The 22,899-nt window shown below is 66.0% G+C and carries 15 protein-coding genes; 5 read left to right on the forward strand and 10 right to left on the reverse strand.

The annotated features are described in order from the left end of the window. Positions 1–19 precede the first annotated feature (19 nt). Positions 20–682 carry a response regulator gene (locus tag ACI48I_RS04450; RefSeq protein ID WP_193684770.1) on the forward strand — a complete coding sequence of 221 codons (663 nt, stop codon included), beginning with the start codon at positions 20–22 and terminating at the stop codon, positions 680–682. Then, positions 679–2,022 (forward strand): ATP-binding protein, encoded by a 1,344-nt coding sequence (locus ACI48I_RS04455; RefSeq protein ID WP_193684771.1) that lies wholly within the window; start codon positions 679–681, stop codon positions 2,020–2,022. Before ACI48I_RS04450 ends, ACI48I_RS04455 begins: the two co-directional genes overlap by 4 nt. A gap of 237 nt (positions 2,023–2,259) precedes the next feature. Here ACI48I_RS04455 and ACI48I_RS04460 read toward each other — a convergent pair whose 3' ends face one another. From ACI48I_RS04460 to ACI48I_RS04470, 3 genes are all read right to left on the reverse strand, one after another. After that, positions 2,260–3,231, reverse strand: coding sequence for a Bug family tripartite tricarboxylate transporter substrate binding protein (locus ACI48I_RS04460; protein WP_193684772.1), 972 nt, complete (start codon positions 3,229–3,231; stop codon positions 2,260–2,262). A 168-nt stretch (positions 3,232–3,399) separates the two neighbouring features. Continuing rightward, a complete protein-coding gene (locus ACI48I_RS04465) occupies positions 3,400–4,683 on the reverse strand; it encodes a YihY/virulence factor BrkB family protein (protein ID WP_227496380.1) in 1,284 nt (427 codons plus the stop codon). A 191-nt stretch (positions 4,684–4,874) separates the two neighbouring features. Beyond that, positions 4,875–5,792, reverse strand: coding sequence for a LysR family transcriptional regulator (locus ACI48I_RS04470; protein WP_193684773.1), 918 nt, complete (start codon positions 5,790–5,792; stop codon positions 4,875–4,877). Between the two features lie 97 nt (positions 5,793–5,889). On the opposite strand from ACI48I_RS04470, the gene ACI48I_RS04475 reads away from it, so the two are divergent. Next, entirely contained in the window at positions 5,890–6,525 is a 636-nt protein-coding gene (locus tag ACI48I_RS04475; protein ID WP_193684774.1) for an NAD(P)H-dependent oxidoreductase, read from the forward strand. A 125-nt stretch (positions 6,526–6,650) separates the two neighbouring features. Here ACI48I_RS04475 and ACI48I_RS04480 read toward each other — a convergent pair whose 3' ends face one another. Both ACI48I_RS04480 and metE read right to left on the reverse strand, forming a co-directional pair. Then, the gene (locus ACI48I_RS04480) at positions 6,651–9,044 is read right to left on the reverse strand and encodes a TonB-dependent receptor plug domain-containing protein (RefSeq protein ID WP_193684775.1); all 2,394 of its coding nucleotides are present in this window, start codon (positions 9,042–9,044) and stop codon (positions 6,651–6,653) included. A gap of 125 nt (positions 9,045–9,169) precedes the next feature. After that, a complete protein-coding gene (metE, locus tag ACI48I_RS04485; RefSeq protein WP_498573453.1) occupies positions 9,170–11,503 on the reverse strand; it encodes a 5-methyltetrahydropteroyltriglutamate--homocysteine S-methyltransferase in 2,334 nt (777 codons plus the stop codon). A 106-nt stretch (positions 11,504–11,609) separates the two neighbouring features. Here metE and ACI48I_RS04490 point away from each other — a divergent pair, with 106 nt between their 5' ends. Further along, positions 11,610–12,536: a LysR family transcriptional regulator gene (locus ACI48I_RS04490; protein WP_193684777.1), complete on the forward strand. Its 927-nt coding sequence runs from the start codon at positions 11,610–11,612 to the stop codon at positions 12,534–12,536. 1 nt (position 12,537) lies between these two features. Here ACI48I_RS04490 and ACI48I_RS04495 read toward each other — a convergent pair whose 3' ends face one another. The 5 genes from ACI48I_RS04495 to ACI48I_RS04515 all read right to left on the reverse strand — a co-directional run bounded on the left by ACI48I_RS04495 (position 12,538) and on the right by ACI48I_RS04515 (position 19,482). Next, positions 12,538–13,506 carry a Bug family tripartite tricarboxylate transporter substrate binding protein gene (locus ACI48I_RS04495; RefSeq protein WP_498573454.1) on the reverse strand — a complete coding sequence of 323 codons (969 nt, stop codon included), beginning with the start codon at positions 13,504–13,506 and terminating at the stop codon, positions 12,538–12,540. A gap of 31 nt (positions 13,507–13,537) precedes the next feature. After that, entirely contained in the window at positions 13,538–14,326 is a 789-nt protein-coding gene (locus ACI48I_RS04500; protein ID WP_498573455.1) for a PhzF family phenazine biosynthesis protein, read from the reverse strand. 114 nt (positions 14,327–14,440) lie between these two features. Further along, positions 14,441–15,034: a 4'-phosphopantetheinyl transferase family protein gene (locus tag ACI48I_RS04505; protein WP_498573456.1), complete on the reverse strand. Its 594-nt coding sequence runs from the start codon at positions 15,032–15,034 to the stop codon at positions 14,441–14,443. 14 nt (positions 15,035–15,048) lie between these two features. Continuing rightward, positions 15,049–19,092: a Pls/PosA family non-ribosomal peptide synthetase gene (locus tag ACI48I_RS04510; protein ID WP_498573457.1), complete on the reverse strand. Its 4,044-nt coding sequence runs from the start codon at positions 19,090–19,092 to the stop codon at positions 15,049–15,051. Between the two features lie 117 nt (positions 19,093–19,209). Further along, the gene (locus ACI48I_RS04515) at positions 19,210–19,482 is read right to left on the reverse strand and encodes a hypothetical protein (protein WP_498573458.1); all 273 of its coding nucleotides are present in this window, start codon (positions 19,480–19,482) and stop codon (positions 19,210–19,212) included. 193 nt (positions 19,483–19,675) lie between these two features. Between ACI48I_RS04515 and ACI48I_RS04520 the strand changes: the two genes are divergently transcribed. Continuing rightward, the gene (locus tag ACI48I_RS04520; RefSeq protein ID WP_498573966.1) at positions 19,676–22,843 is read left to right on the forward strand and encodes an error-prone DNA polymerase; all 3,168 of its coding nucleotides are present in this window, start codon (positions 19,676–19,678) and stop codon (positions 22,841–22,843) included. The last annotated feature ends 56 nt before the right edge of the window (positions 22,844–22,899 follow it).

The raw sequence follows: 22,899 nt of genomic DNA on the forward strand, positions 1-22,899 counted from the left end.
AAACGAATAGAGGTACAAGATGCGGCTGCTGCTGGTGGAAGACGATACGATGATCGGCGAAGTGGTGCTCGACCTGCTGAGGGCCGAGCACTACGCCGTCGATTGGGTGAAGGACGGCGAAATGGCCGACACCGCCCTGGTGCAGAACCAGAATTACGACCTGGTGCTGCTCGACCTCGGCCTGCCGAGAAAAGACGGTCTCGATGTGCTGCGCGCCATGCGCACCCGCAAGGACCGTACCCCGGTGCTGGTCGCCACCGCGCGCGATTCGGTCGCCCAGCGCATCGCAGGGCTGGACGCCGGCGCCGACGACTACGTTTTAAAACCCTACGACCTCGACGAACTGCTGGCGCGCATCCGGGCGCTCTTGCGGCGTGCCGCCGGGCGCGCCGAACCCGTCTTCGAATACAAGAACATCTCGATCAACCCCGCCACCCGCGAAACCCTGGTCGACGGCGAGCCGGTCTCGCTGTCGGCGCGCGAATGGGCCGTGCTGGAAGCGCTGGTCTCGCGCCCGGGCGCCGTGCTGTCGCGCGCCCAGCTCGAGGAGAAACTCTACAGCTGGCGCGATGAAGTGAGCAGCAACGCAGTGGAGGTGTATATCCACGGCCTGCGCAAGAAGCTCGGCAGCGACCTCATTCAGAACGTGCGCGGCGTCGGCTACATGGTCCCGAAAGCATGAAGGTTACCCACTCGCTGCGCGGGCGCCTGCTCTGGTTCCTGCTGGCGGCCATCACCCTGGCGGCACTGGCGCAAGCCTCGATCGCCTACCGCACGGCGCTCGACGACGCCGACCAGATCTTCGACTACCACATGCAGCAGATGGCGCTGTCGCTGCGTTCCAGTACGCCCCTGTCGAACACCGAGGCGCGCGAACGCGCCGAGTCCGGCCCGGCGGGGCCCGGCAACGACGACCTCGTGGTGCAGATGTGGTCCCCGGACGGTGTGCAGGTTTTTCATAGCGTCTCGCGCGCCCGCCTGCCGCAGCGCGCCGTGCTCGGCTTTTCCAACGTGAAGGCCAACGGCACCACTTACCGCCTGTTCTCGATCCAGACCAACAACCAGACCGTGCAGGTCGCGCAGGACCTGGCCGTACGCCGCAACATGGCCGGCAACCTGGCCCTGCGCACGCTGGGGCCGATCGCGGTCATGATGCCGATCCTGATGCTGGTGGTCTGGTGGGTGGTCAGCGGCTCGCTGGAACCGGTGGCGCGCGTGCAGTCGCAGGTGGCGCGGCGCCAGGCGGATGACTTGTCGCCGGTCTCCGAAGCCGGCCTGCCGGACGAGGTGCGGCCGCTGGTGCACGAATTGAATCTGCTGTTCGGCCGCGTGCGCACCGCCTTCGACGCCCAGCAGCATTTCGTCGCCGATGCCGCCCACGAATTGCGCACGCCGCTGGCCGCGCTGCGCCTGCAGGCGCAAAGCCTGGACCGCGCCGTCGATCCGGAAGCGAGAAAAGTCGCCGTCGGCCGCCTTACCGCCGGCATCGACCGCGCCACCCGCCTGGTCGAGCAGCTGCTGGTGCTGGCGCGCCAGGAAGCCTCGGCCGCGAACGGCGCCGCCACCCGCCCGGTCGACCTGGCCGAGCTGGCGCGGCGCACGGTGGGCGACCTGGTGGGCCTGGCGCAGGCCAAGGAAGTGGACCTCGGCCTGCAGCATGCCGACCCGGTGTCGATCGACGGCCAGCCGGACGCGCTGCACATCCTGTTGCGCAACCTGGTCGAAAATGCGGTGAAGTACACCCCGCAGGGCGGCACGGTCGATATTGCCGTGCGCGCCGACAAGGAGCGCGCCACCATCAGCGTCGAAGACAGCGGCCCCGGCATCCCGCCCGAGGAGCGCGAACGCGTGTTCGACCGTTTCTATCGGGTGGCCGGCAGCGAAGCGGCCGGCAGCGGGCTGGGGCTGGCGATCATCAAGGCGATCGCCGACCGGCACGGGGCGACGCTGACACTCGATAAATCGGAGCGCCTGGGCGGCTTGGCCGCCAATGTCAGCTTCCCGCTGGCGAAGGCCGTGTGACCCGTAGGGTGGGCGGCTCCGCCCGAGCGCTTGTGCTCACGCTGCGTGACCGCCGCCCACGCGTTCAACCAGCGGGTGCAAAGCCGCACCATGGTTTTCTACCGTGCGTTGAACGCGTGGGCGGCGCACACGGTACATATGAGCGAACGCCAGGGTGGAGCCGCCCACCCTACAGGTCATAAAAAAAGGGACTGGATGGCTCCAGTCCCTTTCTTGTTTGCGGAACACCGCAAGCGTTTAATCCACCGTCGCGCCGCTGTCCTTCGCCACCTTCGACCACTTGGCCGATTCGGCGTGCACGAACTTGGTGAAGTTTTCAGGCGTATCGGCCAGCATTTCCGAACCGGTTTCGGCGCGCACCTTGGCGAACTCCGGCGACTTGATGAACTTGACGGTCTCGGCGTTGATCTTGTCGATCACGGCCTTCGGCGTCTTGGCCGGTGCGAACAGGCCGTACCAGGCGTAGGACTCGAGCTGCGGGATACCCAGTTCGGCGAAGGTCGGCACGTCCGGCAGCAGCGGCGAGCGCTTGGCGCTGGTGATGGCGATCGGTTTGACTTTACCGCTCTTAATGTGCGGCATGATGGCGATCGTGCTGTCGAACATGATCGGGATGTGGCCGCCCAGCAGGTCCGAAATCGCCGGCGCCGAACCCTTGTAGGGAATGTGCGCCATGTCGAGCTTCTCGACGCTGTTGAACAGTTCGCCGGTCAGGTGCTGCGGCGTGCCGTTGCCCGAGGAACCAAAGGAGAACTGGCCCTTTTTCGAGTGGATGTAGGCCATCAGTTCCTTGAGGTTCTTGGCCGGCACCGAAGGATTCGCGACCAGCACCAGCGGCACGCGCAGCAGGTTGCTGATCGGCGCCAGGTCCTTCAGCGGATCGAAGGTCATGCCCTTGTAGACGCTCGGATTGATGACGATCGGCGCGCTCGAGGTGATCAGCAGGGTATAGCCGTCGGCTGCCGAACGCGTCACCGCCGCCGTGCCGATATTGCCGCCGCCACCGGCGCGGTTATCGATAACGAAGGGCTTGCCCAGCGTTTCGGTCATGTGCTTGGCCCATGGACGGGCAGCGATGTCGGACGGACCGCCCGGTGGCCATGGCACGACGACGGTGACCGTCTTGTCAGGCCAGTTCTGGGCCAGGGCGCTCAGCGATACGACCGAGGCAGCAAAAGCGAAAGCAAGCGATTTGGAAAGTAGCTTCATATCCGACATCCTTTGGTTGATTGTCCATCTGACTACGCGGATTTTACACGAAGCCCTCGCTGCGCAGTACATCCCGGCAACCTCGTCCTGATGAAGCCCGAGCGCCTGCCGGGCGTCGTGCAACTGATCTTCAGTTCGGCCTTCGGCATGAACCAGCGGCGGCCCGGACTATTCCTTCCGTACCTTGCTGTTTGCGTACACCCACGTGTATTCAGCGCCAAACAGGAAAATCTGCGCAGAGTAGTAGAACCACGCGACGAGAATCACAAACGAGCCGGCTGCGCCGAAGCCCGAGGCCACGCTCGATTTTGCAAGGTACAAGCCGATCAATGATTTGCCTACGTTGAAGAGCAAGGCTGTTACTGCGGCCCCCATCCAGACATCGTGCCAGGAAATCTTCGCGGTCGGCATGATCTTGTAGATCATCGCAAACAGAACTGTGAAAAGGGCGAGCGACGCGATGAAATTCAAACCATTTGCCAAAACGGTTTCCGCTGCTCCCCCGCTCAACCATTCGCTTGACGCTGCGAGCGCAGCGCTGACGACGAGTGAAATCATCAGCATGAAAGCCAGTCCGAGAACCAGTCCGAAGGATAATACGCGGCTGCGCAGCCAGCCCCAGAGGCCCGACGGTTTCTCTTTCGCCGGCACCTGCCAGATGCGGTCCAGGTCAGTTTGCAGTTCGGCGAAAATCGCAGTTGCGCCCAGCAGCAAAAGAAAACCGCCAACGATACTGGCGACAATCCCGGTGGACGGTTCACGCGCAGCTTTCAGCAAGCCCTCCACAGCCGTCGCTCCTTCCTTGCCCATGATGCTTTGAAGCTGCGCGATAATTGCTCCTTGCGCGGCGTCCTGTCCAAATACCATCCCGGCAATCGCGATGATGAGGACCAGTAGCGGTGCCAGGGAAAACAGCGTGTAATACGACAGCGCCGCCCCCATACTCGGCGCGTAATCATCCATCCATGCGTTTGCTGCCGCCATGAATATCTGCCACTGCCTGCCAATCCAGCTCCCCGAGGTTTGCTCGAACCTTGGGCGCGCGGGCGTGCTTGGTGCCGGTTCCGCGTCCTTCGCGTCAGGCTGACCTTCCTCTGGATACGCCGGAACATATTCCGTTTCTTTCCGGGCTGGGGTCGATGCGTCGACGCTGGCACTGTTCATGGCCGAGGCAAAAGACGCTATCAGGGAGACGAGATAAGTGCCCACCTTCAGGAAATCGCCGGTGTCTTCCCTGCGTTCCGGTGCCATGACAGGTTCAGGTTTTTTTTTGCGCCTGACGAGCGCATAGCCTGCTGCCGCGATTCCCAATACAGCAGCGCCACGCACATAGCGAGAGGAAAGTACCTCTGTCGCCTTCGATTTCAACAGGGTGAATTGCTCATCCGTTCCCAACTCGGCGGCAGCTGCGCGCGTTCTGGCTTCATGCATTTCGTGATCGGTAATGGTCATATTGTCCTCTTAAGGTCGTCAAGCACGCTATCTCCTTGAGAGCGTTACCGTAATCCTTCCGTTAGAAAGGTTCAGTACGGTGACCCACCATCTGCAGAAGGAAAAAGAGGAGTGTTGCAACTGAAAATGCCACTGTCCATGCGGCGCCAGCCGGGAAACTGCCGGCCGTGACCGGCGCGGCCGCGGGCGTGCTATATCCCGCCTGAACCGTCCCGCGCCGCCACCAGCATGTCGATCAGCGCGCGCGACGCCGCCGACAGGCCACGGTGGGCCGGATAGACGACCGAGAACGCGCGCGTCCGTCCACCCAGCTGCGGCAACACCTCCACCAGCCGTCCCGCCGCCAGGCTCGCTTCCGCAAACAGGCGCGGACACAGCGCGATCCCCATGCCCTGCTCGGCCAGCCAGATGACGCCCATCGCGTCGGTCGACACCGTCACCGACGCCGGCGGAATCCAGTCGATGTCGCGCTCTCCATCGCGCAGGTGCCAGGGAAATACCCGTCCGGTGTTTGGCCGGACGAAGGCGATGCAATGCTGGCGCGCCAGGTCGTCGAGCGTCGCGAGCGGTCCGGCCGTCTCCAGGTAGGCAGGGGCGGCCAGCAGGCACAGCGGCGACGCTTCCAGGTGGCGCGCCGCCATCGTGCTGCTCGGCAGCGGACCGGAGCGGATCGCCAGGTCGAAGCCCTCGGCCACCAGATCGACGTTGCGGTTGGTGATGTCGACGTCCAGTTCGACCAGCGGATAGGCGCGCTTGTAGGCGGCCAGCACCGGCGGCAGGCGCTGCAGGCCATACCCGGTGGACACACTCATGCGTACCTTGCCGCTCAGTTGCGCCGTCGTACTGCGCATTGCCTGCTCGGCCTGCCCGAGCCGGGCGAACGCGTCGCGTGCCTCGTCGGCGTAGCGTTGGCCGGCGTCGGTGAGGCTGAGGCTGCGCGTGGTCCGGCGCAATAATTGTGTGCCGAGCCGCGCTTCGAGCCGCGACACGGCCCGGCTCAGCACCGAAGGCGTGGTCGACAGCACGACCGCCGCCGCGCTGAACGAACCGTGCTCGACGACGTTGAGAAACACCTCGACATCGGCCAGGTGATCGAATTTCCGCCCCATCTTGCTTCCTCAAGAACAAATCATTTGCCAGAATCGTAGTTTATCTATCTGTCGTGAAAAAATACAATAACGCATCTTTAATTCGAAAGGACCTCACATGGAATTGCTCGACAAACTGAAATGGCGCTATGCCACCAAGGCGATGGATCCGACGCGCAAGGTGCCGCAGGATAAGCTCGACCGCATCATCGAAGCCGCGCGCCTGGCGCCGACATCGTCCGGCCTGCAGCCCTATGAAATCCTGATCGTGAACAATCCGGCACTGCGCGCCCAGATCCGTGAAGTCGCCTGGAACCAGGCGCAGGTGGTCGACGCCTCGCACCTGCTGGTGTTCGCTGCCTGGGACGACTACACGCCCGAGCGCATCAACCACATGTTCGACCTGACCAACGAGGTGCGCGGTTTCCGCAACGAAGGCTGGGAAGCCTACCGCCAGCAACTGCTGTCGACCTACCCGGGCCGTGGCGCGCAGGTGAACTTCGAGCACGCTGCGCGTCAGGCCTACATCGGCTTCGGTGCGGCGGTCATCGCGGCCGCCTTCGAGGAAGTCGATTGCACGCCGATGGAAGGCTTCGATCCGGCCGCCGTCGACCGCATCCTGAACCTGGGCGAGCGCGGCCTGCGCAGCGCGGTCATGCTGCCGCTGGGCTACCGCAAGGCCGAGCAGGATTGGCTGGTCGACCTGCCGAAGGTGCGCCGCCCGCTCGGGCAGTTCGTCACCGGGATCGACTGATCCTGGTTCCGCCGCCATCGCTGACTTCCTGCACCAGAAAAAAAGACGGGGCACTCGCGTGCCCCGTCGTTCATCCTGCCAGCTTCAAGACGCGCCTCGCGGCGCCGTTTGCAATCAAACCAGCATCAGAACTTGTGCCACAGGCGCGCGAAGTAAGCCGCGCCGTTCAGGCCGAACTGCACGCTCTCGTACTTGAAGCCGTTGTCGGTCTCGTTCGCATCCTGGGGGGTCGGCGTGACGTTGAAGATGTTGGTGCCGCCCACCGTCAGGCGGGTCTTCTCGCTGAACGACCAGCTGAATGACAGGTCGGCCGAGGTCTTCGCTTCGTAGCGGGCGTTCGGCACCGGTGGACCGGAGAAGGTGCCGAGCGTCTGCGGGCCGAAGTGGATGATGCGGAAGTCGGAACCGAATTTACCTTGCGTGTACTCGAAGCCCAGCGTGGCCTTGCGGCGCGGGCCGCCCTGTTCGATGAACAGGCGCTCGCGCTCGGACAGCAGCACGTCTTCGAAGCCGGCGAGGGCGCTCGGTGCGTGCACGCCCGTCACTTCGGTCTTGCTGAAGTTCAGCGCGAGGAAGGTGTTCAGGCGGCCGGCGCCGAGCGGCATGCGCTGCGACGCCGTGATGTCCAGGCCCTTCGTTTGCGTGTCGACCGAATTGACGAAGAACTGGGCCTGGCCCACGCCCAGCGACTGCAGCGTGGCGCCCAGCGCCGGGTAGTTGTCGGCGTCGAAGCGGCCCGACAGCACGATGCGGTCGTCGATGTCGATGCGGTACAGGTCGGCCGTGACCGAGGTCGACTGGGTCGGCGTCCAGGTCGCACCGAAGGTGGCGCTCTTCGACTTTTCTTCCTTCAGCTTGGGGATGCCGGCGGCGTTCGCCACCGCGCCGCCGTTCGGCGCCAGCACGACGTCGAGCGGCTGGCCGTTGACGAAGTCGGTGAAGGTCGAGGAGAAGTAGACCTGCTGCAGCGACGGCGCGCGGAAGCCGGTGCTGACCGAGCCGCGCAGCAGCACGTCGCCGCCCAGCTTGAAGGCGGCGGCGAGCTTGCCGTCGGTGGTCGAGCCGAAGTCCGAGAAGCGCTCGTGGCGCAGCGCGGCCTGCAGTTTCAGGCGGTCGGTGATGTCCGCTTCGAGGTCGACGTAGGCGGCGGTGCTGTGGCGGCTGCGGTCGGTGGCGTCGGCCGGCTGGAAGCCGGGGAAGCCCTGGCTGCCGGCATTGCCGCCCACGCCCACGCCGTCGGCGTCGATGTAGGAACCCGGTTCGCCGGCGAAGATCTTGTAGTTCTCCTTGCGGTACTCAAGACCGAAGGCCGCGTTCAGGCCCTGGAAGACGCCGCCGTAGAAGCGGCTGAAGTCGGCGTTGGTGGTCAGCTGGCGGAACGAGAAGCCGCCGGCGCCGAAGGAACTGGCGCTTTTGCCCGGGCCGCCGCGTACGAGGTCCAGGTTCGCGATCGAGGCGTTCAGCGTGTTGGCGATCGTGTAGTCGAGGCGGTTGTAGCCGTAGGTCTGCGAGAAGTCCGCATTCCACTCGCCGAACTTCAGGCGGTAGCCGAGGATGCCGTAGCGGTCGTCGAGGTCGCCGTTGATGAAGGGAACGAAGCCGTTCGGGTACATGGCCGCCGAATTGCGCGACGGGATGTCGTCGGAACCGAGGCCGCCGCGCGCGAACGCGGCCGAGGAGGCGTCACGGCGCTGCACGCCGAGCGTCGTGTACAGGCGGCCCGCGCCGAGCGGGATCTCGCCGTTGATATAGATGGTCTGGTTCTCGGTCTTGCTGTCGCCGATGATGCGCGGGTTATCGGCTTCGGCGCGGTTCGAGCGGTCGCGGAACAGGTATTCGGCGGTCACGCCGAAGGTGCCGCCGGCCACCGGGATGCCGCAGTAGGCCGAGGCCAGGTAGTTCTCGCCATCGCCTTTCGAGTACTGGCCGTAGCCGGCCACGGCTTCGCAGCCCAGGCTTTTCTTGAGTTCGATGTTCATCACGCCGGCGATCGCATCCGACCCGTACTGGGCGGCGGCGCCGTCGCGCAGCACCTGCACGTTGCGGATCGCCAGCAGCGGGATCGCATTCATGTCGGTGCCGGTATTGCCGCGGTTGCGCGCGCCGAACAGGTTGACCAGGGCCGTCGTGTGGCGGCGCTTGCCGTTCACCAGCACCAGGGTCTGGTCGGAACCGAGGCCGCGCAGCGCGGCCGAATCGACCAGGTCGGCGCCGTCGGCACCGCTCTGGCGCGTCGAGTTGAACGAAGGCGAGATGTTGGTCAAGGTCTGCGCCAGGTCGAACTGGCTGCCTTGCTCGGCCAGGCGCGTCATCGGGATGATGTCGACCGGGACCGGGGTGTCGGTGGAGGAGGCGGCGCCGGTGCGGCGGGTGCCGACCACGTGCACGCTCTGCACGGCGTCGGCCTGGGCGGCGTCAGGGGTCGCGGTCTGGGCCAGCGCCGACGGGGAGATGGCCAGGGCAGCACTGCCGTACAGGGCCAGCAGCACGGCGCGGTGCAATTGTTTTTGTTGGAACACGCAACTTCTCCAAAGGTGAAAATTGCATCCTAAACAATCTCAACAATCTCAACCACTGCGTGTGACGTAAACACAACGCTTGCACCGAAATAGAGCGCGTTCAGCGCAAGAACGCGCCCATTCCATCATGCCGCCTGTCCGCCGAGTGCACTTTCCCGGCGCAGCAGGCGTGCCGCCTGCACCATGTTCGCCAGCGCCGCGCGGGTCTCCGGCCAGGCCCGCGTCTTGAGGCCGCAGTCGGGATTGACCCACAGCTGCTCCGGCGCGATGACCTCGGCCGCCTTGCGCATCAGGCGCAGGATGTCGTCGGCGGAAGGCACGCGCGGCGAGTGGATGTCGTAGACGCCCGGCCCGATGGCGTTCGGGTAGGCGAAGCTGCCGAAGCCGCGCAGCAGTTCCATGTCCGAGCGGCTGGTCTCGATGGTGATGACGTCGGCGTCGAGCGCGGCGATCTGCGGCAGGATGTCGTTGAACTCGGCGTAGCACATGTGGGTGTGCAGCTGGGTCCTGTCCTTCACGCCGCAGGCGGCGATGCGGAAGGCGCGCGTGGCCCAGTCCAGGTAGCCGTCCCAGGCCGCGCGCCGCAGCGGCAGGCCTTCGCGCAGCGCCGGCTCGTCGATCTGGATGATGCCGATGCCCGCTGCTTCCAGGTCGATTGCCTCGTCGCGGATCGCCAGCGCGATCTGCAGCGCGGTGGCGGATCGAGGCTGGTCGTCGCGCACGAATGACCATTGCAGGATCGTGACCGGTCCGCTCAGCATGCCCTTCATCGGACGCGCCGTGCGGCTCTGGGCATAGGCGCTCCAGGCGACCGTCATCGGGGCGGGGCGGGCGACGTCGCCGAACAGCACGGGCGGCTTCACGCAGCGCGAGCCATAGGATTGCACCCAGCCGTTGGCGCTGAAGGCAAAGCCGTCCAGTTGTTCGCCGAAGTATTCGACCATGTCGTTGCGCTCGGCCTCGCCGTGCACCGGGACGTCGATGCCGAGCGCTTCCTGCTCGGCCACCGCATGGTCGATCTCGCGCCGCATGGCCGCTTCATATTCCGGCTGCGCCAGCTCGCCGCGTTTATGGGCCGCGCGCGCGGCGCGGATCGCCGCCGTCTGCGGGAAGGAGCCGATGGTCGTGGTCGGATACAGCGGCAAATTGAAGCGTTCCTGCTGCGCTGCCCTGCGCTCCGGATAGGGACTGGCGCGGCGGTCGGCATCGGGCGCCAGCGCGACCAGGCGCGCGGCGACCTCAGGCCGGCGCACACGCGTGCTGGTGCGGCGCGCCTCGCAGGCGGCGCGCGCTTCGCGCAATTCGAGCCAGACGCTGCCTTCGCCCTCGGCCAGGGCGCGCCGCAAGACCTGCAGCTCGTCCAGCTTTTCGCGGGCGCCGGCCAGCCAGCTGCGCAGTTCGAGGTCCATGGCGCCATCCTCGCGCAGGCTCAGGGGCACGTGCAGGAGCGAGCAGGAAGGCGCCAGCCAGAGATCTCCGCCGCGGCGCTGCGCCAGCGGCAGCAGCCGCGCCAGCGCCGCATCGAGGTCGGTGCGCCAGATGTTGCGGCCGTCGACGATGCCGACCGAAAGGACCTTGTGCGCGGGCAGCCAGTCGGCGATCGATTGCAGCTCGTGCCCGGCGCGCACCGCATCGACGTGCAGGCCGGCGACCGGCAGCTTGCAGGCCATGCTGAGGTTCTCCTCGAGCGGCGAAAAATAGGTGGCCAGCAGCAGCGGCAGCTGCGCAGTATTGAGGGTCTGGTAGGTGCGCTCGAAGGCGAGGATCCAGGCGCCCGGCAGGTTCAGGCCGAGGATCGGCTCGTCGACCTGCGCCCATTCGGCGCCGGCGGCCTTCAGTTGCGCCAGCAGCTGCACATAGGCCGGCAGCAGGGCGTCGAGCAGCTCCAGTTTGTCGAAACCGGCGTCGCGCGCCTTGCCCAGCCAGAGGAAGCTCAGGGGACCGATCAGCGCCACTTTCACGCGGTGGCCAAGCGCTCGCGCCTGCGCCACCTCGCCCAGCAGGCGTTCGGAGGCCAGCGCGAAGCGGGTGGCGGCATCGAACTCCGGCATCAGGTAGTGGTAGTTGGTGTCGAACCACTTGGTCATCTCCAGCGCAGCCGTGCCGGTATGGTGCGTGCTGCCGCAGCAGATGCCGTCGGCATGCTCATGGGCCACGCCGCGCGCCAGCGTGAAATAACGCGCCAGCGCAGTTTCGCGGCCATCGAAGCCGAAGCGCGCCGGCTCGCAGCCGAACAGCTGGATGTGGTTCGCGACATGGTCATAGAAGGCGAAGTCGCCGACGGTGACGAAGTCGAGACCGGCATCGGCCTGTTCGGCCCAATGGCGTTCGCGCAGCGCCGCGCCGGTTTCTTCCAGCGCGGCGGCATCGATTTCTCCGCGCCAGTGGCGCTCCAGGGCGAACTTCAGTTCACGTTGCAGGCCAATGCGGGGATAGCCGAGAGTATGAGTTTTGATCATGATTATCGAAATCTGTATGAATGATGCTATCGATTATCGGCAGAGCTGGTGCATAATTCAAACGACAAATTTTGCTAATCACCTGAAAAATATTCATGGAGTTTTGATGGCCTCGTCTATCCTCGAACTGCGCCACCTGCGCACCCTGCTGGCTTTAAAAGAGGCGGGCACTATTTCGCGCGCGGCGCAGTTGCTGAACGTGACGCAGTCGGCCCTGTCGCACCAGGTGCTGGCGCTGGAACGCCAGTACGACGCCAGCCTGTTCGAGCGCAAGTCGACGCCGGTCGCGTTCACGGCGGCGGGCCAGCGCCTGCTGGAACTGGCGGCGCAGGTGCTGCCGCTGGTCGGTTCGGCCGAGCGCGACCTGGCGCGCATGAGCACCGACGCCAGCGGCAAGCTGCGCATCGCGGTCGAATGCCATACCTGCTTCGACTGGCTGATGCCCTCGATGGATGCGCTGCGCGAACGCTGGCCGGAAGTGGAGCAGGACATCGTGTCGGGCTTCCAGGCCGATCCGGTGGGCCTGCTGCACCAGGACCGCGCGGAAGTGGCGATCGTCTCGGAGCTCGACGAGAGCGAAACGGAGATGGTGTTTCATCCGCTGTTCGAATTCGAGATGGTGGCAATCCTGCCGCTCGGCCATCCTTATCTCGGCAAGCCTTACCTGGTGGCCGACGATTTCGCGGGCCAGGCCCTGATCACCTACCCGGTGCCGGACGAGATGCTGGACCTGGTGCGCCAGGTGCTGCGCCCGGCCGGTGTCGAGCCGCCGCGCAGGACGACCGAGCTGACGGTGGGGATGCTGCAACTGGTGGCGAGCGGACGCGGTTTCGCTGCGCTGCCGCTGTGGGCGGTGAACGGCTACCTGGAGCGCGGCTATGTGGCGCGCCAGCGCATCGGCCCCGACGGCCTGACGGCGCGCCTGTATGCGGTGGTGCCGAAGCGGCTGGCAGGCAGCGCCTACCTGGCCGACTTCGTGCAGGTGATGCGCGAGACTTCGCTGCTGGCGCTGCCGGGGATCAGGCTGCTGTGATTCAGTCCAGGCTGATCGCTTTCGCCTTGATCAGCTTTCCCCATTTTTCGCGCTCGGTTTTCGCGTAAGCGGCCATGTCGGCCGGGCTGCCGGGGATGGCTTCCAGTCCCAACGCCTGGAAACGCGCCTTGACCGCCTCGGTACCGATCGCCTTGTTCAGGTCCTTGTTCAGCGTGTCGATGACGGCCGGCGGCGTCTTGGCCGGCGCCGCCATGCCCTGCCATGCATAGGCTTCGAAGCCCGCCATGCCTTGCTCGTTCAGGGTCGGGATGCTGTCGAAGCCCTGCACCCGCTTCAGGCTGGCGACACCGATGGCGCGCAGCTTGCCGGCCCGGATATGCGAGCCGCCGGCGGCGGTGTCGACGAACATGAAGGGCACCTGGCCGCTGATGACGTCCTGCACCGCCGGCGCCGCGCCTTTATAGGGCGCATGCAGCAGGTTCAGTTTGGCGCCGTCGGCAAACAGTTCGGTGGCGAGATGGTGCGGGCTGCCGGCGCCCGGGCTGGCGTAGGCGGCCGGAGAACTTTGCCCCTTGGCCCAGGCCAGGAACTCCTGCAGGTTTTTTGCAGGGACCTGGGGATTGACCACCAGGATCATCGGAAAGCGTGCGATCAGGCCGACCGGGGCGAAGTCCTGTTCCGCGTTGTAGCCGGGCTTCGTATATAAAAACTGGTTGGTGGAGAGGGTGGCCGTATCGGCGGTCAGCACGACCTGTCCATCGGCCTTGGCCTTGGCGGCATAGGCGGCGCCGATATTCGTGCCGGCACCCGGCTTGTTGTTGATGATGATAGGCTGGCCGAGGGTCTTCGTCATTTCCGAGGCGATCACGCGCGCGACGACGTCGGAACCGCCACCCGCGGCATAGGGCACGACCCATTCGACGGGGCCGTTCGGAAAGGCAAAGGCCAGGACAGGCGCGGCAAAGGCGAGGGCGCAGAAAGCGCGCCGGGTGAGGGTCGAGAAAGTCATGCGGTCTCCAGGTGTTGTGTTTTTAGCTAATTTAACACGCTTCGACACGTCCGCCGACCAGTACCGCCTCGCCGTCGATCATCGTGCGGATCAGGCAGTCGCGTCCTGTCGCATGGCCCTGGTGCAGGGTCAGGCCATGCCCGAGGGCGACCGTCAAGGCGCCGGCCGCGACGCCGGTCGCGGCATCCTCCAGCTTCGGATCGAGGTGGTTGAAGTTGCGGCCCTCATAGTCGCCTGCGCCGCTGCGGCACCAGGCATAGCAGCCGCTGATGCCGGTCGCGCGGCCCCAGGCGGCGATCGCTTCCAGGTCCGGCCTCAATTCGTACAAGGCAGCGCGGTCCGCCACTTCCAGCAGCAGCTTCGGACTGCCGACCGAGGCGATGAGGGGCGCGCTTGCCAATTGCAGGCCGGGCGCGTCCAGCAGGCGCGTAGCCAGCGCCGCCTCGAGCACGACCTGGGGCGCCTCCTGCCGCGCCAGCTGCACGAACACATCCTCGCCGGTGCGCGACAGCAGCAGGCGCTGGCCACGCATCGCCGTCGTCACAGCCAGCGGCGCCTTGCTCCCATGCCGCTCGAACAGCACCTGCGCCGCCGCCAGCGTCGCGTGCAGGCAAAGCGGGCTGCGCATGTGGGGGTAGACGAAGTCGAGGGTCGCGGCGAGATCGGGGTCCGTGGCTGCGTCGATGAAGACGCAAGTGAGCGCCTGTTCGCGGGCGAACAGGGAACGCTGCGCGGGATCAGGCGGTCCATCCTCGACCACCAGAGCCGGATTGCCGCCGCCGTGGGCCGTGCCGAAGCAGGCAAAAAGCCGTGTATTCATGGTCATGTTCGCAAGTCGAAAGCCCGAGTCTGCCATAGCCGGGCGCTTCCAGCACCGGCTGCGCAGCAAGGGCACCTCTCCGGCCCCAGGGGGAGCTGCAGAAGCCAGGCGGTATCAAGCCCCTGATACCCCCGTCAGCGCCAGATAGCCCACATGGCCTTCCGGAAGCGCCAGGGAGAAGTTGCGGCAGGTCCGGAGCGCAAGGGCCAGGTCGTCGCGCCACTCGCTTAGTTGCAAGCCGAGGCATTTCAGGCGCGCCTCATGTTCGCTCCAGGCCTGCGCAAACGCGGTGTCGCGCTCGCCGTGGGGCAGGGTTGCCAGCGCATCGGCGGTGGCGCGCCCCAGGTAATCGCGCGCCACCGGTCGCCAGTCCGGCACCGGCAAGATGGACGTGACGTCGATGCCGACCGCGCCGTTGAGGGAACAGGCCGCCACCGAGATGTCGCCATCATGGCTGATCGACAGCGCAATCCGATGATGCCCCGAGTCCAGCGCCACGGCCGCCCAGGGCGCGGCGCCCTGGGGCGAATGCAGTTCGATGCGGCCGGCATCGATGCCGTAATGCGCAGCCAACGCCGCCACCAGGGCGGCGCGAATGCGCAGCCGGGCCGTTTCGCGGTCCGGCTGCCCGCGTATCCCGATGATGGCCACGCCGGATGGTCCGGCGAGCCTGGCAAAGCTGGCGTCCCCACCCCAGTGGATGGCCAAGGGCGTGTCCACGCTCACTGCGCCGCCCGCAAGGGCGCCGCCGGCAAGCCGATCCAGCTGCTTGCGGCAGGAATGTGCTCGCCTTTCATCACCAGCGTGAGTGGTCCCAGACGTGCGTTATCCCCCACGCGGGCGCTGTACAGCACCGCGCTGCGCGGGCCGACATAGACCTTGCTGCCGATGTCGACGTGGTCTATCTTCATTACCCGGTCTTCGAACAGGTGGGTCTGCGGACAGGACAGCGCATTCAGTTCGCTGTGGTCGCCGATGTGCACGCAGTCGAACTCCGTGATGTCGGTGGTATCCAGGTACACGCCTTTGCCGATACGGCAGCCGAGCAAACGGAAGGCGATCGGCAGCCATGGGGTACCGCGCAGATAACGCATGAAGTTCGGCACGGCGATGCCTTCGTACATATTCGTTACGCCTTCGGACACCCATACGAAGGGCGTCCACATCGGCTCCGCGCGTTTCTGGTAGCGTCCCACCAGCACCCACTTGAAGGCCAGCACGAACAGGTAGTTGCCGATGCCGTAGGCGAGACCGATCAGCGCCAGGTAGGAAATGACTTCGGCCCAGTGCCCGGCGCCGGCGACCGGCATCAGGTCCAGCACCACCGTGTAGCCGACGGCGATCACCAGGGCGTGCGGCGCCACGATGCGGAAGGCTTCCACCAGTGCGCGGCCGAGGCGGCGCAGCGGCGACGGCCGGTAAGTCAGGTGTTCCGGATAGCCGCTCACCTGTTCGCGCGCCGGGAGGTGGATCGGCGGCGAGCCGAGCCAGGTGTCGCCGTCCTTCATGCGCTCGTTGGCCGGAGCGTGGGTGTGCACGCCCACCAGCACGCCCTCCGGCAGGATGGTGCCGTCCGGGATGTAGCTGCCGTTGCCGACGAACGAACGATTCGACACCACGGTCGGTTCCATCGTCATCCAGCCGCCGTCGATATGTTCGTCACCGAGCATCACGGCGTCGGCGATGAAGGTCTCGTCGCCCAGTGTCAGCATGTCCGGAACCACGCCCAGCGCGGTAGAGATCTCGGCATCGCGTCCGACCTTGGCGCCCAGCAGGCGGTACCAGAAGGGCGCATACACCGTGGCGTAGATGCCGTGAAGGACGTTCAGGCTCGACTCCTGGATGTGGCTGACCAGCCACTTCTTGCAGTAGGCGTTCGAGTGAACGGCGAAGCGGCCCGGCTGGATGCGCGGCAGGAAGCCCCAGCGGATTGCAGCCGACACCAGCACGGTCATCAAAATCAGCACCGCGCTGGCCGGCAGGGCCAGCACGAAATAGCGCACCAACTGCGCCTGGATTGAATTCGCCGGCAGCCAGGCCAGGGTGCCGCGCTCGTCGAACCAGTCGATCAGCACGAAGCTCGGGAACACCGGCATGAAGAACAGCGTCGCCACCAGCAGGATGCCGAATATGAAGAACAGCGCTTCTCCGGCCAGGCGCAGCCGGCTCGTGTGCGGACGCGGCGGCAGCGCCGATGGGTCGAAGGCGCCGGCGTCGCGTGCGGGCGAGCCGTTCCAGACGCGGTTCGCGGGCACCACCGCCCCGTCCTGCAGCGCCGACTGGCCCTCGAGGTGGCCGCGCCGCTCCACGCGCGTGTTTCCCTCCAGGAGGGCGTACGACGAGACGAAGGCGTCGTCCTCGAGCACGACAGTGCCCAGCAGCAGGCGGCCGCGCTCGACGCGCGCGTTCTCGACATTGACGGCATTGCCGATGCTGACATTGTCGCCGACATGCAGCAGTTCCGGCACGCGCACCGTCATCGAGCCGATCACGGCGTCGCGGCCGATCTTCGCGCCCAGCAGGCGCAGCCACCATGTATACAGTGAGGACCCTGCCAGCAGGTAAGTCGGTGCCGCCTCGATCAGGCGGTCGCCCAGCCACCAGCGGAAGTAGGTCCTGCCCCACAGCGGATACGAACCCGGCTTGAGGCGGCCGGCAACCAGCCATTTGCCGCCGATCGCAAACGCGAACTCCATGATCGTCGCTAGGAGGAACACGCCGATCGCCGCCGCGATCGCGCGCGGGATCCTGTCGCCCGCGTCGCCGGTCATGTAGTGGTAAGTGAAGAAGGGCGCCAGCCACTGCGCCATCCGCAGCGTCACGAGCACCGGCACGGTCGCCAGCTGGGCCAGGCCGCACAGCCAGCGGCGCGCCGCCGGCGGCGGGGTCCAGTCGGGTTCCTCCGCCGCCGTTCCCGCGCCCTGATCGAGGCTCGACGCGATCGCGCCAATCCGGCGCTGCTCGTAGATGTCGCGCACCGTCAGGTGGGCAAAGCGCGGGTCCCGGCGCAGGGCGGTTGCCAGGCGTGCGGCAAAAAAGGAGTGGCCGCCCAGGTCGGAGAAGAAGTCCTGCTCGCGCCGGATCGTCTGGCCCGGGAACAGCTGGGCCAGGGCCGCGAACAAGGCTTGCTCTCCCGGTGTTTCCGGCGTGTCCGATCCGGCCGGGTCGCCCGGCAGCGGCGTGCTCAGGGCCATGGCCTTGAGGGCCTTGCGGTCGATTTTGCCCGAGGTCAGGCGCGGCATGACAGCCAGGACTTCGAATTGGCTCGGCACCATATACGGCGGCAGGCGGCCGGACAGTGCCTTGCGCAGCGTGGCGGACGCCAGCTGCTCGCCGGTCGCCCCCTGGGCCGGCACCAGATAGGCGACGAGGCGGTCGATGCCCTCGTCCTTGCGCAGCAATACGGCGGTCGTGCCGACGCCTTCCTGCTGGGCCAGCACGGCTTCGATCTCGCCCAGTTCGACGCGAAAACCGCGGATCTTGACCTGGTCGTCGGTACGGCCCAGGCATACCACCTGGCCGTCCGGCTCGATGCGCGCCAGGTCGCCGGTGCGGTACAGGCGATCGTCGTGGCTGCCGGAGGCCCATGGGTTGGGCAGGAATTTTTCGGCAGTGAGGTCGGGGCGCCCCAGGTAGCCTGCGGACAGGCCGGGACCGGTGATGCACAGTTCCCCGGTTTCGCCGCGCGGCAGGATCCGCAGGCCCTTGTCGGTCTCGGTCGAGATCACCAGCAGGCCGTAGTTCGGCAGCGGTTCGCCGATGGTGATCGAGCGCCCCGGTTCCATGCGCGCCAGGCTGGCCGAGACCGTCGCTTCGGTCGGGCCATAGGTATTGAACATGATGCGGCCGGGCTTCGAGAAACGCTCCACCACCGCTTCCGGGCACATCTCGCCGCCCAGGTTAATGATGCGCAGGCCGGGCACGTCGTCGGCGAACAGGGACAGCAAGGTCGGCACCGCATGCAGCACGGTGACGCCGTTTTCCGCCAGCAGGCGCGGTAGCGCTTCCGGATCGCCTGCGGTTTCCTTGGGCCCGAGCCAGAGCGTGGCGCCGGCCAGGTAGGAAATCCAGATCTCTTCGAAGGACATGTCGAAGGCGACCGAGAAGCCCTGGTAGACGCAGTCGTCGGCACGCACGCCCAGCACTTCGTTCTCGCTGCGCAGAAAGTGGCAGATGCTGCGCTGGTCGATCAGGATGCCTTTCGGCTTGCCCGTCGAGCCCGACGTGTAGATCACATAGGCCGGGGCGCTTCCCGGGACCACGCCGCGGCGCTTCAACACGTATCCGTCCGCTGCGGGCAGCAACAGGTCCTCGGCCATGTGGATGGCTTGGGAATCACAGCCGAGGCCGCTGCCGACCCGCTCGCGCATCTGTTCGCTCGTAACCAGCGCCGGCGAACCGGCATCAAGCATGCATACCAGCAGGCGCTCGGCCGGCGTGTCTTCGTCGACCGGTAGCCAGGCGGCCCCGGTTTTGGCGATTGCGGCCTGCATGATCAACAGTTCGATCCCTCGCGGCATCCACAGGCCGACGATATCGCCCGGCCCGATGCCTGAGTCGATCAGGCGCGACGCGGCCAGGCTGGCCTGCTCGTCGAGTTCGCGGTAGCTGAGCCGGCGTGCGCCGGAGACGAAGGCCCACTGGTGCGGCGCGCGCCGCGCGCTGGCTTCCAGCAGGTCAGCCAGGATTTCGTTGCGCAGCAACTCGGGCTGGTGGGGGCCGTACAGGACGTCGGGGTGCCGCGTTGCGGGTATGGGGTTGTTCATCGAGGCCAGATAGGGCTGAAGTTGGATTTAAGCAAGGCCGTTGTACGCAAAAATCCGGAGCGCCACGCCGCCTGCAGGGGCGCTTGCCTTGAATGGCCCGCCGAGGAATCACTCAAGTCATGACCAAACCGAACTTCCTGACGAGGAAGACGGTGACGAGCCCACGCCAGGGAGCGCCAGCGCGAAGACTGCGGCAACCTTGCCGGCCGCGCACAGCACCGCACGCTTGTCCATCTCCTTCCCCTTCTTCCCTTGTTCGTAAGGCCACTTGATGGCAAAGAACATGCCCGTGCATGGCACGATGACCTTGAACGTACCGGCGACGATAGGGAACCAATCCATGGTGTGAGCCTGATGCAGATGAGAGGAGAGAACCTCGGCGACTGCCATGCAAGGTGGCGTCGCCGCAGGTGCTGATCATTTTACTCAAAAGCAATCGCCGTGCATTGGGGCAAAATGTCCCAGTTGAACACCGTGCAAGGACCTTTTAGTATTCGCACGGAAATTATTGCCAAGTTGACCTCGTCGGTTATACTGTGTTTTTATACAGTAGTTTGTGAACTCACAAGAATCCGACTTGCCGATGTCATCTGCGCCGCCCGCTCATCTACCCGACTACGCCGAGCTGTTTTGCCTGTCGAATTTCAGCTTCCTGCAAGGCGCCTCGCACGCCGAGGAACTGGTGGAGCGGGCTGTGCGCCTCGGCTATGCGGCGCTGGCGCTGACCGACGAATGTTCGCTGGCCGGCGTGGTGCGGGCGCATGCCGAGGCGAAGAAGGCGGGCATGCCCTTCATCGTCGGCGCCCATTTTCACCTGCGCCACCCAGGGGGCGACCCGGCCCTGTCGCTGATCCTGCTGGCCCAGAACCGCAACGGTTACGGCAACCTGTCCGAGTTCATCACGCTGGGACGTACGCGCAGCGAGAAGGGGACCTATTTCCTCACGCCCGACGACATCGCCGATCCGCCACCGGAATTCGCGCACCTGAAAGGCATGCCGGACTGCCTGGCGATCCTGCTGCCGCACTATCCCGGCCACGAGCCCAAGGACGTCGACCGCCTGCACGGGCAGGCCGCGTGGGTGGCAAAACACTTCCCCAATCGCGCCTGGCTCGGCCTGGTGCTGCTGCACCGCGCCTTCGACGATGCGCACCGGGTCACGATCGAGGAAGTCGGCTGGCAGCACCGGTTGCCGATCGTGGCGCTGGGCCACGTCGTCATGCACGTCCGTTCGCGCAAGCCGCTGCAGGACACGCTCACCGCCACGCGCCTGAACAAGCCCGTGGCCGAATGCGGCTATGGCCTGGCGCAGAACGCCGAGCAGCACCTGCGCGCGCGCCTGCGCCTGGCGAACATCTATTCGCGCGAAGCGCTCGATGAGACACTGCGTATCGCTTCCCTGTGTACTTTCTCGCTCGACGAACTGCGCTACGAATACCCGAACGAAGTGGTGCCGACAGGGCACACGGCATCGAGCTTCCTGCGCGCCGAAACCTATATCGGTGCCCACCGGCGTTTCAGGGAAGGGATCCCGGCCAGGGTGCAGGCCCAGATCGAGCACGAGCTGGGTTTGATCGGCGAGATGGGCTACGAACACTACTTCCTCACCGTCTACGACATCGTCCACTTCGCGCGCTCGAACAACATCCTGTGCCAGGGGCGCGGCTCGGCCGCCAATTCGGCCGTCTGCTACTGCCTCGGCATCACCGAGGTCGATCCGGCGCGCGCGAATCTCTTATTTGAAAGGTTCATTTCGAAGGAGCGTAACGAACCGCCGGATATCGACGTCGACTTCGAGCACCAGCGCCGCGAGGAGGTGATCCAGTACATCTACAACAAGTACGGACGCACCCGCGCCGCGCTGGCGGCGGTCGTGATCAGCTACCGCCCGAAAAGCGCGCTGCGCGACAGCGGCCGCGCGCTCGGGGTCGATCTCGGCATCATCGAAAAGGTCTGTAAAAGCCACCGCTGGTTCGACAACAAGGCCGACCTGCTCAATCGCCTGGCCGAATCCGGCCTCGATCCGGAAGCGCCGCTGTCGCGCCAGTGGGCGACCCTGGCCACGCAGTTGCTGAACTTCCCGCGCCACCTGTCGCAGCACCCGGGCGGTTTCGTCATCGCGCAGGGCAAGCTCTCCCGGCTGGTGCCGATCGAGAACGCGGCCATGGCCGACCGCAGCGTCATCCAGTGGGACAAGAACGACCTCGAAGAACTCGGCCTGATGAAGGTCGACGTGCTGGCGCTCGGCATGCTGTCGATGCTGCGGCGGGCGCTGGAGCTGGTCAGCCTGCGCCACGGGAGCCTGTTCGAGATGCAGGACATCCCGCCCGACGACAAGGCGACTTACGACATGATCTGCGCGGCCGACACGGTCGGCGTCTTCCAGATCGAATCGCGCGCGCAAATGAGCATGCTGCCGCGGATGAAGCCGCGCGTTTTTTATGACCTCGTGATCGAGGTGGCGGTGGTGCGGCCCGGCCCGATCCAGGGCGGCATGGTGCACCCGTATCTGCGCCGGCGCCAGGGCCTGGAACCGGTGCGTTATCCGAGCGAGGAGATGAAGCTCGCGCTCGGGCGCACGCTGGGCGTGCCTATCTTCCAGGAGCAGGTGATGCAGGTCGCGATCCTCGGCGCCGGCTTCTCGCCCGGCGAAGCGGACCAGCTGCGGCGCGCGATGGCGGCCTGGAAGAGAAAGGGCGGACTCGAACAGTATTACGACCGCATCGTGCGCGGCATGCTCGAACGCGGCTACGAGCTCGAATTCGCCGAAGCGATTTTCAGCCAGATCCAGGGCTTCGGCGAATACGGCTTTCCCGAGTCGCACGCGGCCAGTTTTGCCTTGCTCGCCTACGCCAGCTCCTGGCTGAAATGCCATGAGCCGGCGGCGTTTTTATGCGCGCTCCTGAACAGCCAGCCGATGGGTTTTTACTCGCCCTCGCAGCTGGTGCAGGACGCCCAGCGCCACGGCATCGAAGTGCGCCCGGTCGACATCGCCATCAGCGGCTGGGAATCGACGCTGGAAGAACTCCACGATACGACGCGCCAGCCCGCCGTGCGCCTGGGCCTCTCGCTCCAGCGCGGCATGAGCCGCGAGGCGGCGGCCCGCATCGAGGACGCGCGCGCGATCCGGCCTTTCGAGAGCGTGTCCGACCTGGCGCGGAGGGCAGGGCTGGATCGCGGCGACCTGCAGGTGCTGGCCGGCGCCAACGCCTTACGATCGCTCGCCGGCCATCGGCGGGAGGCCTTGTGGCAGGCGGTCGGCGCCGTGCCCGACAAGGATTTATTGCGCCCGACCACGCCGGAGGAAGAGATGCCGCAACTCGCCGCGCCCTCGGAGGGCGACGAGATCGTCGGCGACTACCGCGCGCAAGGGCTCACGTTGGGACGCCACCCGGTCGCGCTGCTGAGAAAACAGCTGCTGGCGCAGCGCTTCATGCCTTCATCGGTGCTGAACGAATACGCCGACGGCCAGCTCGCGCGCGGCTGCGGCCTGGTGACCGTGCGCCAGCGGCCCGGGACGGCGAAGGGCGTGCTGTTCCTGACGCTGGAAGACGAGACGGGCAACGTCAACGTGATCGTCTGGCCGGACCTGGTCGAACACCAGCGCCGCGAGGTGCTGGGCGCGAACCTGCTGGGGGTGTACGGGATATGGCAGAGCCAGGGACAAGTGAAACACCTGGTGGCAAAGCGGCTGGTGGATATGTCGCATCTGCTGGGCAGGCTGACGACGGGGAGCCGGGATTTTTGTTGAGCGGCGCCTTGCCCCGCCGCCGCCCCGGACTGGCCGCGGCCGAAGGGGCCGGCGCG

It is taken from the genome of Massilia sp. LXY-5, assembly GCF_059801075.1.

What these genes read in the sequence shown, in the direction of transcription:
- ACI48I_RS04465 (WP_227496380.1), bottom strand. Translation starts at nt 4,683, where the DNA reads ATGACCATTACCGATCACGAAATGCATGAAGCCAGAACGCGCGCAGCT.
- ACI48I_RS04500 (WP_498573455.1), bottom strand. Translation starts at nt 14,326, where the DNA reads ATGAATACACGGCTTTTTGCCTGCTTCGGCACGGCCCACGGCGGCGGC.
- ACI48I_RS04470 (WP_193684773.1), bottom strand. Translation starts at nt 5,792, where the DNA reads ATGGGGCGGAAATTCGATCACCTGGCCGATGTCGAGGTGTTTCTCAAC.
- ACI48I_RS04455 (WP_193684771.1), top strand. Translation starts at nt 679, where the DNA reads ATGAAGGTTACCCACTCGCTGCGCGGGCGCCTGCTCTGGTTCCTGCTG.
- ACI48I_RS04450 (WP_193684770.1), top strand. Translation starts at nt 20, where the DNA reads ATGCGGCTGCTGCTGGTGGAAGACGATACGATGATCGGCGAAGTGGTG.
- ACI48I_RS04510 (WP_498573457.1), bottom strand. Translation starts at nt 19,092, where the DNA reads ATGAACAACCCCATACCCGCAACGCGGCACCCCGACGTCCTGTACGGC.
- ACI48I_RS04475 (WP_193684774.1), top strand. Translation starts at nt 5,890, where the DNA reads ATGGAATTGCTCGACAAACTGAAATGGCGCTATGCCACCAAGGCGATG.
- ACI48I_RS04495 (WP_498573454.1), bottom strand. Translation starts at nt 13,506, where the DNA reads ATGACTTTCTCGACCCTCACCCGGCGCGCTTTCTGCGCCCTCGCCTTT.
- ACI48I_RS04515 (WP_498573458.1), bottom strand. Translation starts at nt 19,482, where the DNA reads ATGGCAGTCGCCGAGGTTCTCTCCTCTCATCTGCATCAGGCTCACACC.
- ACI48I_RS04460 (WP_193684772.1), bottom strand. Translation starts at nt 3,231, where the DNA reads ATGAAGCTACTTTCCAAATCGCTTGCTTTCGCTTTTGCTGCCTCGGTC.
- ACI48I_RS04520 (WP_498573966.1), top strand. Translation starts at nt 19,676, where the DNA reads ATGTCATCTGCGCCGCCCGCTCATCTACCCGACTACGCCGAGCTGTTT.
- ACI48I_RS04490 (WP_193684777.1), top strand. Translation starts at nt 11,610, where the DNA reads ATGGCCTCGTCTATCCTCGAACTGCGCCACCTGCGCACCCTGCTGGCT.
- metE (WP_498573453.1), bottom strand. Translation starts at nt 11,503, where the DNA reads ATGATCAAAACTCATACTCTCGGCTATCCCCGCATTGGCCTGCAACGT.